The following is a 14,644-nucleotide window of genomic DNA, read 5'->3' as shown; positions in this document are numbered from 1 at the left end:
ACTTTATAAAAAATTATGAGAGATCAAACCGAATACAGGTTTGATTCGTTTCTTATGTTTGTATACCATGCTACGCTACATATTTTAGGGAGGAAAGCAATAATGAAAAAATCTGCAAAATACTTATCCTTGATTTGGGTACTGGGACTATGTCTATCGTTGCCTCAGTTGGCGGGTGCAGAAGCATCAGTTCACAATCACATGGGGGGAACCGGTGATAAGAAGGACGTAAAGCCGTCGTCCAAACAAGTAACGGGTTCAACTGCTAATAATGTGACTAAACCAAACAAACCTAAGAAATCGGTACCTGCAACTCCAGGTAAGGAAAAGTCCACAAAGAAGAAAAGTGATGCTTCCAAATCTTCTAAAGACACTAAAAAGGCCAAAGATCCCAAAACAGAGAAGAGCAAGACCTATGTGGTTGAGATTTCTGATTTTGCATTTCAAACTGCAGAATTGAAGATTAAGGTTGGGGATCGTGTTGAATTTGTGAACAAGGATCAGGTTGAACATTCCGTTGTTGCTGAGGACGATTCTTTCAATACGGGATTATTGGGTGAGGGTGAGAAATCAGTCATTACATTTAAGAAGGCGGGCGAAATTAATTATCACTGTGGACCTCATCCAAGTATGAAAGGGGTAATTAAAGTCCTCTCGAAGTAATCCTGTGTGCGATATCGCTCGACCTGACAGGAGAGGGGAAGACTTTTTAATGCAGGAGTACTCCGATTATCAGCTGATCTTACTGATTAAACAAAAAAAGCAAGAGGCATTATCAGAGTTATATGATCGTTACGCTTCTCTTATATACTCATTTGCATGGAAGGCTCTTCAACAGGAGGAGGCTGCCCGAGAAGTGGTGCAGTCTGTGTTTGTCAGAATATGGACGACAGAGGCTGAATTCGACCCGAATAAGGGACAGTTTAGAAACTGGATAATCACGATTACACGTAACCTGGCTGTCGATTGGCTACGTAAACAACGCACTCTTTCCAGCCATTTAGTGTCTTATTATACAGCCGAGAAGCTGGAAAGAGTTGCAGAGCTTGCCGAATTATCAGTTGAAAGCCAAGTTGAAAAACAATTGTTGAAGGAACAGATTAAAGGAATGCGTGCAATTCTTTCTCAACAACAACTTCAATTGCTTGAACATTTTTATTGGCAAGGATACAGCTTAAGTGAGTTAGCTGCGTACTATCAGGAGCCTTTGGGCACAGTTAAAAGCAGACTGCACCAGACACTGAAAATACTGCGTAAGCACTTGCTTGCGGGAGGGGAAGAATGGTAATGTCGTCAACAACCGTCTGCTCATATATGCTGGAGTATCTATCTGATCCTTGCTCAGAGGAAGGCAAAGCTTTTGAACGGCATCTTGCTGCTTGTGAAATGTGTAAGATTGAATTAGAGCAACTACGGCTAGGCTGGGAGGCGATTCCAACGTATATAGAACAAGTGGAGCTGCCATCCGATTTAAAGCAACAGGTAATGGAAGCCGCATGGGGGAAAAGCAAAGGAATCTTAGCGCCAGATCTTGCAGAAAGTAAAAATAGTAGCAGAATCAAGCGCCTTAGCAGGCATTTTAACAATAGAAAAATGAATCTTGCAGCAGCTTCGTTACTTATTCTTCTTGGTGTTAGTTTGTTAGGAAATGTAGTTATGATTCAAGAGCGCATCGAACAGCCTGTAACATTGATGAATTCAATTGATTTGCCTACTTCAGAGATCCAAAAGGTTATAAAGCTTGAATCTCTAACCTCCGGGAGTAGTTATGGGGTAGCTTGTATTGTAGGAACCGGGATGAATCAGCAGTTTGTAGTCTACTTGTTCAATCCACCACAGACGGAAAAGAATGAGGTTTATCAAGTATGGTTGAATAAGGATCAGACGTATCAGAATGCAGGTAAGCTGAAAGTGGAGAATCAGATGGGGCTTGGTGTGCTCGCAATTCCTATGGGCAATCAGGCATGGAACTATGATTCTGTTGCGATTACGTTGGAGTCTGATTCGACAGGACTTGTTCCGCGTGGTCCACAGATCTTTCGTTCAAGTTAACAGGTTAAAACGTGATACAGATTTCTTTTTCGGATACATTGCCGGGCACTACTCTTCTCAAGTCAGATTAGTCGGGGTAGACGGAATTGTTATATGTCAAAATGTTAGTCGCATAATTATTTTGTAAAAACAACACAGAGGAGGACTTTGTCCCCTTCTGTGTTGTTTTTATGTTTAAACATAAGTAACATAAAGATTGACGTATAATTCTATTCGATATATTGTAGATATATTAAGTCTACAATATGAAAGGAAGTGAAGAAGCTGACAACTCAACCGTTTACAGCGAACTCGGATATACTATTTGACCTCGATGTGTGGGAACAAGCGTGGAAGAACCGCCCGAGAAGTTCAAGATACAAACAAAAAAGTGCACCGTTTGATACAGAGGAAGCTTTTGAGCGTTGGGCTCGGAATTATCATGCTCAGTCTTTTACAGAGGAAGGCAAGAATCGCTCGGCACGCATTATGGGCTGGATTGAAAATCAGGGTGTAACGTTTGAAGGAGCCTCGGTGCTGGACGTGGGCGCGGCCTCTGGTATATTTACGATTCCTTTTGCAGAAAAGGGAGCCAGAGTCACTGCTGTTGAGCCTTCTGCACTGCTCGTCTCCTTAATGCAGGAAACCATTCCTGCTGAGCTCAAAGATAACATCACGATTGTACCCGAGCGATTCGAAGAAATCTCTATACAGGATAAAGGCTGGGAGAAACAATATGATATCGTCTTTGCATCGATGTGCCCGGCGATGTCTGATTGGGAAACGATTGAGCAAGCCATCCATTGTGCCCGAAAGTATGTCTATGTTAGTATGATCGCAGGTGCCAAAGAGCATACGCTCATGGATGAGCTGAGAACGGTGCTTGGAGTGCATGCTCCTTATAAGGCAGGGGATATGGCATACCTCCAGCAGCTACTTTACCTTAAGGGATACTCATATACGATGATTATTACAAGAGAAGTAAACGATTTTGAGATTCAGACAGACGAATTGATTCAAAAGCTGCCTGAATGGCTGCATACCTATGAAATGCCAACGGATGCAGCAGCATTAAATAAAGCTGAAAGATACATCCGTGACACTTACCCAAACAACGTGGTCTCCTTCTCGCGAGGAGCAAGGTTTGGCAAAATGCTGATTCAGCTTGAACAAGCTCATATGAAAACAGTGCCTACAGTCAAAAGGTAATGCCACAAGCCGCAAGCAGCTTCCATTACTTGGTGTCCTACTCCTGCTTTATGAATTGGGTGGTCTGCGGCATGTCTGAAACTGGCATTGAGGCATTAAATTTTATGTTTCTGATGACTAATAACAAATTTCTCTTGCAATAGAACACTATCCTCTGACAGCCCGTTCGGGGTGTCTTTTACGCTCCCGGTATTTTCCGGGAGTCAACCCTTCCCATTTTCGAAAGGAACGGATAAAGTTTTGTGGATTTGTATAGCGAAGCCGTTCGGCGATTTCTTTTACCGTCCAATCACTTTCGTCCAGCCATTTTTTGGCGATATTCAGTCGATATCTAGTCAAATACTCACTAAATGAAGCGCCGGTTTCTTTACGAAAAACACTGCTTAAATAGTTGGCATTATAATGAAGCCGCATCGCACATTCGTCCAACGTCAAGTCTTTGTCATAATCTTGCTCGATAATGGCGATTATCTTCTCTGAAATATGCTGATATTGTGCAACCTGTCTTTCTTTGAAAATGTGAATGAGAGGCAGAATCACCTGATGAGTTAACCATTGCTCGACCTCGGCTGCGTACTGTAAAACATACAACTCATGGAATAGTGAGCGGTCGTTCTGGCAGATCTGTCCGAGCCGAATACCGGATTCCTGAGCGAGTTGCAAGATATGCGTCAGTAGTCGCATTAAAGCAACCTGATATTCTTCCGGGGTACACTCAAGTGAAAACAGTGTCTCCAGTAACTCGGTCAGCTGTGCAGAAGCAACAACTTCGTCTGCTTGTTGAATAGACTGAAGCAGTGAATACTCCAGTGTTTCTGGATATGCCATCGCCCACACGGCTGAAGCCCAATCATGCTGTCCATATTGAACGATAATGCCTGTCCCAAGCCGCATGCGATGTTTCAATGAATTTATGGCTTCATTGTAAGCCTGTGGAATATGCCTCATTAAACGATGTGGCTGACTCAGACCGATACTTACCTTCAAATCCAAAACCTCACTGATCTGCTCTTGCAACTGTTCTGTTAACGATGAAAGCCACTCCGAAAACAGTGTAGGATCTTCCTGATTACTGCCAATCACCGTTACAACATTCTGTTCCAGTACTATAGGAAGTAATTGTTGATAAGGTTCAAGAGTCTCTTCAAGGATGTTTTGGATGGCAAACAAGAGCAGAGAACGATCTTCCATGGTGTATCTGGAGTGGTTCATCAGTTCAGGCTGAAGAGCAATCACGGCAACTTGTTGCCAATTTGAAAGCGCGGTGGCATAACCCTGTTCTCGCAATGTGTCTAGCAATGTATTGGAGCGGTTTCTGCCCTGAAGCAATTGCATCATAACGGTTGTGCGAATTTGTCTTTGATGCTGATTTAAAGCAGATTCCAATTGAGAGCGTGCATCGGATAACTGAGTGACACCCATTTGAATTAATTCCAATTCATTAGGAGAACTCGCAGGTTGTTGCGGCAATGCAGAATGACCTTTGATGATGATATTGTCGCCTAATTGAGCAAGAATCTGCCTGATTGGCGCGAGCATTCGTCTTGAACCCAGCCATGCGAGCAGCAGAGAAAGCAAGAGCATTGCAATACTGATATACAGCGTATGGAACCCGATTTTGATATAGTCTTTGATCAATGTATTCTCAGGGGATATGAGAATATATGTCCAACCTTTTAATGTAGCAGGACTGTAGATTAACGAATAATCGGCATTGGCAAACTGTACTTCACGTTCAGCATAAGCGTCAGAGTACATTACGGGGGCTAATGTCTGGATGCGTTCACCGTTATTCCGATCAAACAGACCCATGGCAGACAAAGGTTGTCCAATATAGGATGCGTCCGGGTGAGCAATGACCCGTTGTTCCCGATTTATAATGATCAAACCTGAGACCGAGGCCTCTATGGTGGAAGATTGCGCAAGCGGATTTTGCATGGCGCATGCCGGGATTCCTGCGATCAGCGCTGCATTGGACGGTGTACTCGTACCCTGAATTGTTCTTGCGAGTGTAACATGATAAATGCAGTTCTGATCTGAAAAACGTTGGTTGGTCATTTTTTGCTCGTTATCATCTTCATTACTGAAAATGGACGAGGGCGCAAGTTGCCATCCGGAGGTCATTGTATCGGCAATCAAATCTTTCATCGGCAGTGATAACGGGAAGCGAGTATTAGCATAGAAGCCCGCATGATTGATAAGCCAATTTTTAGAATGATTGACTAGGATAATATCCAGTAGAGGCTCCCATGACTTCATATGCTGGAATTCTGTCTGTAAGTCGCCGGCTTGCAACTGGCTGATCCGTTGAAGCGAATTCGAGTCTGCAAGAGAACGAAGTGTGATCGGAGAGCGAACAGCCTGATCCAGCATGTAACTGACTGTAGCAAGCTTATGCTCTACGTTGGACTGTAACTGTTCGAGCAACTGTTGATTCGTATGTGTTCGATGTAGCTCAGTCTGGCTGGAAGAATAAATAAAAGCAGCAATTCCCGTCAGCAGGATAGGCACTGTACTTAACAGAAGCCCGAAGATAATCATTTTATGGAGATAGCTTATCGTTCGCACATGCCCACTCCTTGATGGAAGATAGATTCTTTCTTCTTTATTTTAGTAAACGCTTTCAAATAGAACAATCTAAATTTTGTTTATTTGGATAAAAAAGTAATTAAAGAAACGTAAATTGTGTGATGTACGTAGTACTAAGATAACGACGTCTTTCATAATTAGCAGACAGGACTTCGGTGAAGTATTACCGATTTACGGGTAATAACAGGTAGTCGGAGTGGCGTAATGCGTTGAGAATATTCAGGTCTAGCCTATGGACAGTCGTAGGTCTAAGCAGTCCCCCGACCTGAGTCTAGGATCAAAAACCGTCCGCAGTCTGTTTTGAAAAGTCACAGAATCCCCTAGAATAAGGACATAAGGTTAAACAAGAAACACGGAAACAAAAAACAAGCAAGTATTCAACAAACGAATGAAACGGCTCATTGAACAAATGTAGGAATTAGGCTAACAGCGATTAGGTTGAGGATTTAAAAAATTAAAGTCGGGAAGGGCGGTGAACAACAATTATGAGAATGAACAAGGGGAATGGCTTGGCGATTGTATTGATTGTACTCGGTGCACTAATGCTCTTCGGAAAATTAACACCATTGTTTGGACATCTGATGGGTTATCTGATTCCGGTCCTGATGATTGCACTGGGGTATTACGGAATTAAAAGAGGAAATGTAACGCTTGGATGGATCGTTCTGATCATCGGTATCGTATCTCTAATGGGCAAACTTGCTTGGATGATCGGGCCGATTATCGCAATCGGATTGATTATCTTCGGTATCTCGATGCTAAGCAACAATCGCAATTCACGTCGTCGCTATTGAGTAAGGTCACGATCAAGTAAAAGGAGGGACAGAACATAATGAGTGTATTTCGTCGAATGCGGGATATCACCGTAGCTAGTCTGAACGAACATTTGGAGCAAAGTCAGGATCCGGTTAAACTGATTGATCAGTTCCTGGTCTCGACCCGCCAAGACATTGGAGAAGCCGAGAAGCTTCGACACCAGTATGCGAGCCATACAAGACAAATGAAACAGCAAGCAGATCAAGCATCTGCTATGGTTAACAAACGAGAAGAGCAGGCATCCATGGCATTGAAAGCCGGTGAGGAACACCTCGCCAAGCTGGCTCTACAGGAGAAAATTCTCCATGAGGAAAAAATGGATCAATACAATGAATTGTACACACAAAGCGCTGCCGCATTGCAGGAACTTGATGAGCAGATCAATCAGTTGAAGGCAGAATATCAGAACGTGTATAGCAAACGCCAATATTACTACGCTCGCATGCAAACAATCCAGTTGCAACAACGAATGAATCAACGTGGAAACTACAGTGGTCAAAATGTACCCGGTATGTTCAATAAGCTGGATGACCAAGTCTCCGATCTTGAATACGAGGCGCAGAGTCTTCGGGACATCCGGCGAATGGGTCAAGATGGTTCCGGCTTATCCGGTAACATGTCTTCCTCTGCACTGGACAAAGAGCTGGAGCGCTTGAAGCAAAAGCTCAATAACGATAAAAAGGAGTAGTCACATGAATAAATTATACCGCTCAACGCGTAACCGTATGCTGACAGGATTGATCGGCGGCATATCTGAAAACCTAGGATTAAGTACCACGCTGCTACGGATCATTTTCTTCATCAGTATTTTCGCAACGGGTGGTACATCTCTATTCATCTACTTCATCGCAGCATTAGTTGTACCTAAGGAACCTAACTACGGAGATCCGTACGTATATGGTCCCGATCACAGTAGAGGTTACAAGTAAACGAAAGGAGCAAGCACATGAGCAAACTATACCGCTCAACGCGTGACCGAATGATGACCGGTCTAATCGGCGGCATATCTGAAGCCATTGGAATGGATTCTACGCTGCTGCGGATCATCTTCGTCATCAGTATCTTTGCAACTGGGGGCACGACGTTGTTAATCTACTTCATCGCTGCTCTCGTCGTACCCAAAGAGCCGTTTCCGCCATATGATCCATATGGTTACGGTCCAGGGGCCGGTTCTGGCAGAGGATATGGTGGCTATGACCATCAGGCACCTAGAGATCCTTATAACAACAACCCTAATCAACCGGGTCCCGGCTTTGGTCCTGGCCCAGGATACAACAGCAGACCGCATTCCGGCCCGCGTTCCTATGACAATAACACTTATGGAACAGGAAGCCAGCACGAAAGTGAACTGGATTCCATGATGAAAGATATTGAGAAAAAAGCACTGAAAAAAGAAGTGGAAGAGCTTCGCCAAAAATTATCTCGTTACGAGAAGGGAGAAAAGTAAAATGGGAGTATTTAAACGGATTAAGGATATGACGAAGGCATCGGTAAATGATATGTTGGATAAAGTAGAAGATCCGATTGTAATGTTGAACCAGTACTTGCGTGATATGGAGGCAGAGATTCATGAGGCTGAGGTGACTGTAGCTAAACAAATGGCTAATGAGCGCCGCATGAAGCAACGTCTGGACGAAGCAGAACGTACTTCGGTACAACGGGAGTCCCAAGCTGAAGCTGCTCTGTCCAATGGTCAGGAAGAAGTAGCACGCAAATTGCTGGAAGAGAAAATTTACTTTGAACAAAAAATTGAGGAATACCGTGAACTGCATGCTCAATCCGAAGCACAAGCGAAAGATTTGTTGCAACAGTTGCATGATATGAAAGATGAATTCTACAAAATGCGCAACAAACGTAATGAGCTGGTATCCCGTGCACAGATGGCTAAAGCGAAGAAACAAATGTCTTCGATCAACAGCTTGCATTCCATTGAGAGCGGAAGCGCATCCCTTGGATTCCACCGCATGGAAGAAAAAATCATGCAGCTTGAAGCTGAGGCAGATGTAGCCCGTGCACCATACCGCAATACTGGAGCTTCTTACACCAATCCGGTTGATCTGGAGAAACAATTCAAAGTAGATCAGCAATTGCAGGCGCTGAAAAACAAAATGGGCAATAGTTCCAAGAACGAAGCGACCGATACTTCTAAAGAATAACTGTTCGCTTGGTGGACAATATGATATTCTATAGATCGTGTAACCTATACGATTCGTAGAACACAAGTTAAGCCATACAGGATTTCATTGCCTGCTATGGCTTTTCCGTCGGAATGAAGAAAATCCAGATCGTAGTTGAACTTACAGAGGAGGTGCGGTACAGATGAGTAAAAAAAGTCATTGGCTTGCAGTCATTATTATTGTGGTTGGTTTTCTGATGCTCTTTAACCGGAATATGAACTTGCTGACGGCTGCCGCACTGATTCTGTTAACGGTTGGAATGCTTCAGATTCGAAAAGGAGAAACCAAAAAAGGGTATCGTTATCTTGGTGTTGGCGCAGCCTTGCTGCTGCTGGATAACTTGATGATTGTCTTTTTGATCGTACTTGCATCCCTAGCTTATTTTTATTCCAAGAACAAAAAGATGCATCTTCATGATGATGTTATAAAAAAACAAAATTTTATGGCCCGTTATTACTGGGATCAGTCCTCCTGGAGGCTGCGCAGTATGAGTCTGTGGCACGCCATTGGCGAGGTCAATGCGGACTTGTCTCTTTCTATTCCTGAAGAGAAACAAACTATTATACTGCTGCAAGGTGTTATGGGGAATGTACGTCTGACCCTGCCTGAGGATTATGGTGTAGAGATTGAGGCGTCAGTACTATTTGGCCGAGTAAATCTGCTGGGCGAGCAGGATAGTGGCATGATGAATAAATTGATGTGGAGAACTCCTGGATATGAATCCAGTGAATATAAAGTAAAATTTGTTATTTCGTATATTGTTGGCGACTTAAATATTCATAATCCGTAGTACTAAGAAATGGATGAGGAAAAGGAGGACTCCTGGATGAAGGACAGAAAACATACCGATATGGTTACCCGAAGTATGCGTGAAGGGATCCTCCTTGTTTTCATTGTGTTTGCTGTTATTTTATATGTGTTGTATACATATGGTTATCTGGCTCCGTTTGCAGGCTGGCGTCATCTGATCCAATCCGGTCTGGCTCTGTTGCTTCTACTGATCGGAATCGGTGCCATATTTGGATTTTATCAGAGTTACAGGGTGAAAAGGCGGCTGGAATTGTTAACGGAAACGTTACTGCAATGGGAAAAAGGTTCACTCTCCCGAACGGTACCTGACCTCGGGCAGGATGATGTTGGCCGGCTTAGTGAGCAGCTGGGTCGCATCGGCAAAAAGTGGGAGGATCAGGTATCTTCTCTCCAGCGGTTGTCTACTAACAATGCACAGCTGGCCGAACAGGCAAGAATTACAGCTATTGTAGAAGAGAGGCAACGGCTTGCAAGGGAATTGCATGATGCGGTATCACAGCAGCTATTTGCGATCTCGATGACAGCAACGGCGGTAGGTCGGAAGATGGAGAAGGATTTTGAACGGGCACAGCGCCAAGTTGCTTTAATTGAGGAAATGGCTTCGGTGGCTCAGTCCGAGATGAGGGCATTGTTGCTGCATCTTCGGCCCGTCTATCTGGAGGGAAAACAGTTGGAGCAAGGGCTGCGTGACCTGGTGATGGAACTGAAAACCAAAGTGCCCATGGAAATCGTACTGGAGATGGACGAAGATATTCATCTGGTCAAAGGAATCGAGAACCATTTATTTCGGATCATTCAGGAAGCAATGTCGAATACATTGCGTCACGCAAAAGCGGAGAAGATGGAGATCAGGTTGCAGCGCCGTATAGACGCCGTTCGGGTTCTGATTCGAGATGACGGTCAGGGCTTTGATCTGGATGAACAGAAACAAGCTTCATATGGTTTGGCGAATATGCGTGAACGGGTTACAGAGATTGGGGGAGCTATCCAATTTGTTACAGCACCTGGTAAAGGAACACGGATTGAGATTACGATCCCTCTGATGAACGAAGAAAGCGAGGTAGAACATGTCAATGGAACCGGAAGTCGAAACGGAGACGGAAACGTCGATCAGAGTATTGCTCGTGGATGATCATGAGATGGTACGTATAGGTCTTGCTGCGGTTTTGGATACGGAAGACGGCATCGAAGTGATCGGTGAAGCTGGAAGCGGGGAGGAAGGCATCAGGCTAGCTCAGGAATATAAGCCAGACGTTGTGTTGATGGATCTTGTCATGGAAGGCATGGATGGCATTGAAGCAACACGTCAGGTTCTCAAAATTAACCCGGAATGCAAAGTCATTGTACTGACCAGTTATCTGGATGATGAAAAGATGTATCCGGTCATTGAAGCAGGGGCCTTCAGCTATCTGCTGAAAACGTCCAGAGCCAATGAGGTAGCTGACGCCATTCGTGCCGCTGCACGTGGACAGTCCGTTCTGGAGTCACAGGTGGCGTCTAAAATGATGAATCGGTTCCGACAGCCGCAAGCGGCAGCACCTTTACATGAAGAACTGACCGATCGTGAGATGGATGTTCTGCGTTTGGTGGCGCAAGGCAAGTCCAATCAAGATATCGCGGATGAGCTAATTATCGGTATAAAAACAGTTAAGTTCCATGTGACCAATTTGCTTGCGAAGCTGGGTGTGGATGACCGGACACAGGCTGCAATTTACGCGTATAAGAACGGATTGGCAGAGTAGCTTATGAAGCAGAAGCAGGGTGTACGAGGGTATACGTTTGAAATATAAAGAATTATATGTTTCAAAGAAATTTTGAAAACAGGAAATAAATAAAGTTTTGAAGATAACGAAGATAACTGGAAGCCTGGTCTGCCCTAAGATGGTGGATGGGCTTTTTTTGTTTTGTATTCATAGAAAGAGTCTCGTAATGGGTTTAGGTCAAGTTGGAAGGGGGCATGCTGTTGATAGATTCATAGAATAGAAGATTGAATGGGGGAATTCACATGCTAAAACGTTGGATGAATACAGGGGTCATTGCCATAGCCATTATAATTCTAATCGGGGTTACGCAGGTATACGCTGAGAATGTAAAAGTAGAAAAGAAAGGTTCTGGTACCGGGGTGGCAGGACTGGAGCAATTGTTACATACCGCAGATTCAGTCATGAAAAATGCAGATCAATGGGTGATCAAATGGCAAGCTGGAGGCCACGGGGATGCTCGTACGCAAGCAGTGAAGCTGGCAGCAAATCTGGGACTTGCAGCACCCGTTCAGGATGTACAAACCGGACATGATGTCTATCGAAGCGAGAGGATAGTTGGGAGTTCTGGATCTCCAGTAGGTTTGCTGCTTAATGTGGCAAGAACAGAACAAGATGGATACTATGTGATCGTGCAGCTGTCAGGAGGAGCAGAACTGGAGCACCAGACATTGCTTGCTTCACATGAACAGGTGGGAGAGGCAATGAATAAACTCGGCTTGCAAGCAAGCTGGAATATGTCCGTGCAGGGCAAGTTGAGTGAAATGAGTGAAGATGATGGGAATGACAACTCATCCACAATAGATGTATCCAATATGGCTCAGGCTGGTGTAGCAAGAAAAGCCGGTGAACAGTTAGCCGCGCTGGAAGCGAAGCTCTCTCGTGAACTGGATGTGACGGAAGTTGAGCGTTATGAAGATGGGGCTACAGCCAGTGTTTCATATCAGGCGACAGCGTTACCGCTGGAGATTCTGAGCGGCTCACACCTGTTAAATATGCAGCTTGCGGTACATCAAGTTAGTGGGCAGGATGATGCGCGTGTTACTGTCGGTTTTCCGGTGATCACGATTGAATATTAAACGATGGAGGTAATGATATTGTAGCTGAATCCTGGCAGGTGATATGCTAAAATAGCATCACATCCAAGTTGGGACTTGCTGGTAATTGTCATTTGGTTTAATTAGGTTGACTGAACTGAACACTATTACATAGCTCGGGAAGCGAATTAGAAGGTCTTCCCGAAGGAAAGAGGGGCCTATGGACAATCAGCAGATGCAAAATGAAGTACAGACACCAGGTGCAGTATTTTTCATTTTTGGAGCAACGGGAGATTTGGCCCGCCGGAAGTTGTTTCCGGCTATCTACAGTTTATACCGTGAAGGCAAGCTTGCTGATGACTTTGCGGTTATTGGCGTAGCCAGGCGTCCGAGGTCACAGGAACAGTTCCGGGACGATCTTCTGGAATCCATCCAGGAGTTCTGCCGTTACCCGGCAGGGGATTCGCGGGAGTGGAACGCTTTTGCCGAGCATTTTGAATATAAATCACTGGACATCAACAATGTGGACGGGTTCCGGGAACTGCGGGAGCAGACCGAACTGTTGGAGGCCAAGTTCAAAACACCGGGAAATCGGTTGTTCTATCTGGCACTGGCACCTGAGTTATTTGGCAGTGTGTCGTACAGTTTGAGAGATGGCGGCATGCTGGAGGGTAGTGGATGGAATCGTCTGGTGATTGAGAAGCCGTTCGGATATGATCTGCCATCGGCCGAGAAGTTGAATGAACAGATCCGCGAGGTGTTTAAGGAAGAGGAAATCTATCGGATTGACCACTACCTGGGCAAGGAAATGGTACAAAATATCGAGGTGATTCGCTTCGGGAATGCCTTTTTCGAACCGCTCTGGAACAATAAACACATCGCAAACGTTCAGATTACACTGGGGGAGACGGTGGGTGTTGAAGAGCGCGGTGGATATTATGACCACTCCGGTGCACTCCGTGATATGGGACAGAATCATATGCTGCAGATGCTGACGATGATTGCGATGGAGCCGCCAAGCCGTCTGTTCCCGGAGGATATCCGGGATGAGAAGGTGAAGGTGCTTCGTTCCCTACGCGAGTTTATGTCGGATGAAGATGTGCGTAACAACGTTGTACGTGCTCAGTATACAGAAGGAGAGTCCCGCGGCAAACCGCTTCCGGGCTACCGTCAGGAAGACAAGGTTGATCCGGAGTCCAATACGGAGACGTACTTTGCAGCACGCGTATTTGTAGATAACTTCCGCTGGGCCGGTGTGCCGTTCTACATTCGGACAGGCAAACGTCTGCCGGTGAAAACAACGGAAATTGTGGTTGAGTTCAAATCGATGCCGAACAACGTATACCTCGGTAAAAAATATAAATTGGAGCCGAATCTGCTCGTGATTCGGGTAAATCCGATGGAAGGCATTTATATCAAAATCAATGCCAAAAAGCCGGGCTCGGATTCCGAGATTCAGCCCTTGGCGATGGACTTCTGCCAGAGCTGCATGATCGGAATCAACTCGCCCGAAGCTTATGAGCGTCTGCTGCATGATGCAGCAGAAGGCGACTCCACATACTTCACCCGCTGGGATGAAGTGGCGACCGCATGGTCTTTTGTTGACCGGATCGCGGCCGCTTGGGGGCGCAATCAAGGTGAACTGCACACGTATCCCGCAGGAACGTGGGGCCCGGAGGCGACAGCCAAGTTGCTCGAGCAGGATGGTTTCCACTGGTGGCCAGTGAATGGGCAGGATGAGGATAGCGTCATTTGGCATGTAAATAGTTAAGGGCATGAGGAATGGACCATAAAGGAATTTAAAAGTTATTAGGGGATAACGCGAATGTTCATCGAATGTTCAGGTGGTTTGCCATCGGTGATCTGTGTAACTCCCTTTAGTTCAACTAGTAGTGTTAGTAAAGGGCCCTTGGAAGATCGCATGAGAGATGCGGTCTTTCGGGCTTTTTTCTGTTGATAGTGAATCAAAGTCACGGACATAGAAGTAGATCCTAAGAGGCTCCATCAAAAGGAAATAAATAATTTAAATTAAGTTGTTGACAAAAAGTAAGTGAATAACTTATACTCAACACATGAGTTAAAGAGTTAAGCAAAAGACCTGCTGAGTTCGGGCAAAACATAATATATAAATCCGACACAGAGGAACATTCATGAGATAAAAGGTAAACCAGTTGAAGGGGTTTGCGGATAGACAGAATCATGAAAAAATTTTCGC

15 protein-coding genes are annotated in these 14,644 nt (G+C 44.9%); 14 read left to right on the top strand and 1 reads right to left on the bottom strand.

Translation table 11 applies throughout. From position 1 onward, the window contains the following. The first annotated feature begins 102 nt into the window (after positions 1-102). The 4 genes from AC1VYS_RS23915 (at position 103) to AC1VYS_RS23900 (ending at position 3,240) form a co-directional block, all read left to right on the top strand. Positions 103-663, top strand: coding sequence for a cupredoxin domain-containing protein (locus tag AC1VYS_RS23915; protein WP_482911764.1), 561 nt, complete (start codon positions 103-105; stop codon positions 661-663). Positions 664-712: 49 nt separating this feature from the next. Then, complete coding sequence (locus AC1VYS_RS23910) at positions 713-1,288, top strand: RNA polymerase sigma factor (RefSeq protein ID WP_482911763.1); 576 nt, start codon at positions 713-715, stop codon at positions 1,286-1,288. Beyond that, positions 1,288-2,052, top strand: coding sequence for an anti-sigma factor (locus AC1VYS_RS23905; protein ID WP_482911762.1), 765 nt, complete (start codon positions 1,288-1,290; stop codon positions 2,050-2,052). Before AC1VYS_RS23910 ends, AC1VYS_RS23905 begins: the two co-directional genes overlap by 1 nt. Positions 2,053-2,307: 255 nt before the next feature. Further along, positions 2,308-3,240, top strand: a complete 933-nt coding sequence (locus tag AC1VYS_RS23900) for a class I SAM-dependent methyltransferase (protein ID WP_482911761.1) — start codon at positions 2,308-2,310, stop codon at positions 3,238-3,240. A gap of 147 nt (positions 3,241-3,387) precedes the next feature. Here the strand turns inward: AC1VYS_RS23900 and AC1VYS_RS23895 are convergent, their stop codons facing one another. Beyond that, positions 3,388-5,808, bottom strand: a complete 2,421-nt coding sequence (locus tag AC1VYS_RS23895; RefSeq protein ID WP_482911760.1) for a helix-turn-helix domain-containing protein — start codon at positions 5,806-5,808, stop codon at positions 3,388-3,390. Positions 5,809-6,314: 506 nt separating this feature from the next. Between AC1VYS_RS23895 and AC1VYS_RS23890 the strand changes: the two genes are divergently transcribed. The 10 genes from AC1VYS_RS23890 (at position 6,315) to zwf (ending at position 14,200) form a co-directional block, all read left to right on the top strand. Continuing rightward, a complete protein-coding gene (locus tag AC1VYS_RS23890; RefSeq protein WP_251509232.1) occupies positions 6,315-6,623 on the top strand; it encodes a LiaF transmembrane domain-containing protein in 309 nt (102 codons plus the stop codon). Between the two features lie 38 nt (positions 6,624-6,661). Beyond that, positions 6,662-7,333 (top strand): PspA/IM30 family protein, encoded by a 672-nt coding sequence (locus tag AC1VYS_RS23885; protein WP_482911759.1) that lies wholly within the window; start codon positions 6,662-6,664, stop codon positions 7,331-7,333. A gap of 4 nt (positions 7,334-7,337) precedes the next feature. After that, positions 7,338-7,574 carry a PspC domain-containing protein gene (locus tag AC1VYS_RS23880; protein WP_251509228.1) on the top strand — a complete coding sequence of 79 codons (237 nt, stop codon included), beginning with the start codon at positions 7,338-7,340 and terminating at the stop codon, positions 7,572-7,574. 17 nt (positions 7,575-7,591) lie between these two features. Further along, positions 7,592-8,092, top strand: a complete 501-nt coding sequence (locus AC1VYS_RS23875) for a PspC domain-containing protein (protein ID WP_482911758.1) — start codon at positions 7,592-7,594, stop codon at positions 8,090-8,092. A 1-nt stretch (position 8,093) separates the two neighbouring features. Further along, complete coding sequence (locus tag AC1VYS_RS23870; RefSeq protein ID WP_482911757.1) at positions 8,094-8,801, top strand: PspA/IM30 family protein; 708 nt, start codon at positions 8,094-8,096, stop codon at positions 8,799-8,801. A 163-nt stretch (positions 8,802-8,964) separates the two neighbouring features. Further along, positions 8,965-9,612 carry a cell wall-active antibiotics response protein LiaF gene (gene liaF / locus AC1VYS_RS23865; protein WP_482911756.1) on the top strand — a complete coding sequence of 216 codons (648 nt, stop codon included), beginning with the start codon at positions 8,965-8,967 and terminating at the stop codon, positions 9,610-9,612. A gap of 36 nt (positions 9,613-9,648) precedes the next feature. Next, positions 9,649-10,764 carry a sensor histidine kinase gene (locus AC1VYS_RS23860; RefSeq protein ID WP_482911755.1) on the top strand — a complete coding sequence of 372 codons (1,116 nt, stop codon included), beginning with the start codon at positions 9,649-9,651 and terminating at the stop codon, positions 10,762-10,764. After that, positions 10,706-11,374 (top strand): response regulator, encoded by a 669-nt coding sequence (locus AC1VYS_RS23855; RefSeq protein WP_482915106.1) that lies wholly within the window; start codon positions 10,706-10,708, stop codon positions 11,372-11,374. Before AC1VYS_RS23860 ends, AC1VYS_RS23855 begins: the two co-directional genes overlap by 59 nt. Before the next feature lie 263 nt (positions 11,375-11,637). Then, positions 11,638-12,471: a YwmB family TATA-box binding protein gene (locus AC1VYS_RS23850; protein WP_482911754.1), complete on the top strand. Its 834-nt coding sequence runs from the start codon at positions 11,638-11,640 to the stop codon at positions 12,469-12,471. Positions 12,472-12,649: 178 nt separating this feature from the next. Then, positions 12,650-14,200 carry a glucose-6-phosphate dehydrogenase gene (gene zwf / locus AC1VYS_RS23845; protein ID WP_482911753.1) on the top strand — a complete coding sequence of 517 codons (1,551 nt, stop codon included), beginning with the start codon at positions 12,650-12,652 and terminating at the stop codon, positions 14,198-14,200. Positions 14,201-14,644: the final 444 nt, after the last annotated feature.

This window comes from Paenibacillus sp. G34, from assembly GCF_056856875.1.
The sequence above is the reverse complement of the archived record's forward strand: the minus strand, read 5'-3'. Positions and strand labels throughout refer to the sequence as shown.

Bases quoted from the DNA above. Each gene is read 5' to 3' on its own strand.
- AC1VYS_RS23905 (WP_482911762.1), top strand. From the start codon at position 1,288: ATGTCGTCAACAACCGTCTGCTCATATATGCTGGAGTATCTATCTGAT.
- AC1VYS_RS23850 (WP_482911754.1), top strand. From the start codon at position 11,638: ATGCTAAAACGTTGGATGAATACAGGGGTCATTGCCATAGCCATTATA.
- AC1VYS_RS23855 (WP_482915106.1), top strand. From the start codon at position 10,706: ATGGAACCGGAAGTCGAAACGGAGACGGAAACGTCGATCAGAGTATTG.
- AC1VYS_RS23915 (WP_482911764.1), top strand. From the start codon at position 103: ATGAAAAAATCTGCAAAATACTTATCCTTGATTTGGGTACTGGGACTA.
- AC1VYS_RS23890 (WP_251509232.1), top strand. From the start codon at position 6,315: ATGAGAATGAACAAGGGGAATGGCTTGGCGATTGTATTGATTGTACTC.
- AC1VYS_RS23870 (WP_482911757.1), top strand. From the start codon at position 8,094: ATGGGAGTATTTAAACGGATTAAGGATATGACGAAGGCATCGGTAAAT.
- AC1VYS_RS23880 (WP_251509228.1), top strand. From the start codon at position 7,338: ATGAATAAATTATACCGCTCAACGCGTAACCGTATGCTGACAGGATTG.
- AC1VYS_RS23860 (WP_482911755.1), top strand. From the start codon at position 9,649: ATGAAGGACAGAAAACATACCGATATGGTTACCCGAAGTATGCGTGAA.
- AC1VYS_RS23910 (WP_482911763.1), top strand. From the start codon at position 713: ATGCAGGAGTACTCCGATTATCAGCTGATCTTACTGATTAAACAAAAA.
- AC1VYS_RS23875 (WP_482911758.1), top strand. From the start codon at position 7,592: ATGAGCAAACTATACCGCTCAACGCGTGACCGAATGATGACCGGTCTA.
- AC1VYS_RS23885 (WP_482911759.1), top strand. From the start codon at position 6,662: ATGAGTGTATTTCGTCGAATGCGGGATATCACCGTAGCTAGTCTGAAC.
- zwf (WP_482911753.1), top strand. From the start codon at position 12,650: ATGGACAATCAGCAGATGCAAAATGAAGTACAGACACCAGGTGCAGTA.
- liaF (WP_482911756.1), top strand. From the start codon at position 8,965: ATGAGTAAAAAAAGTCATTGGCTTGCAGTCATTATTATTGTGGTTGGT.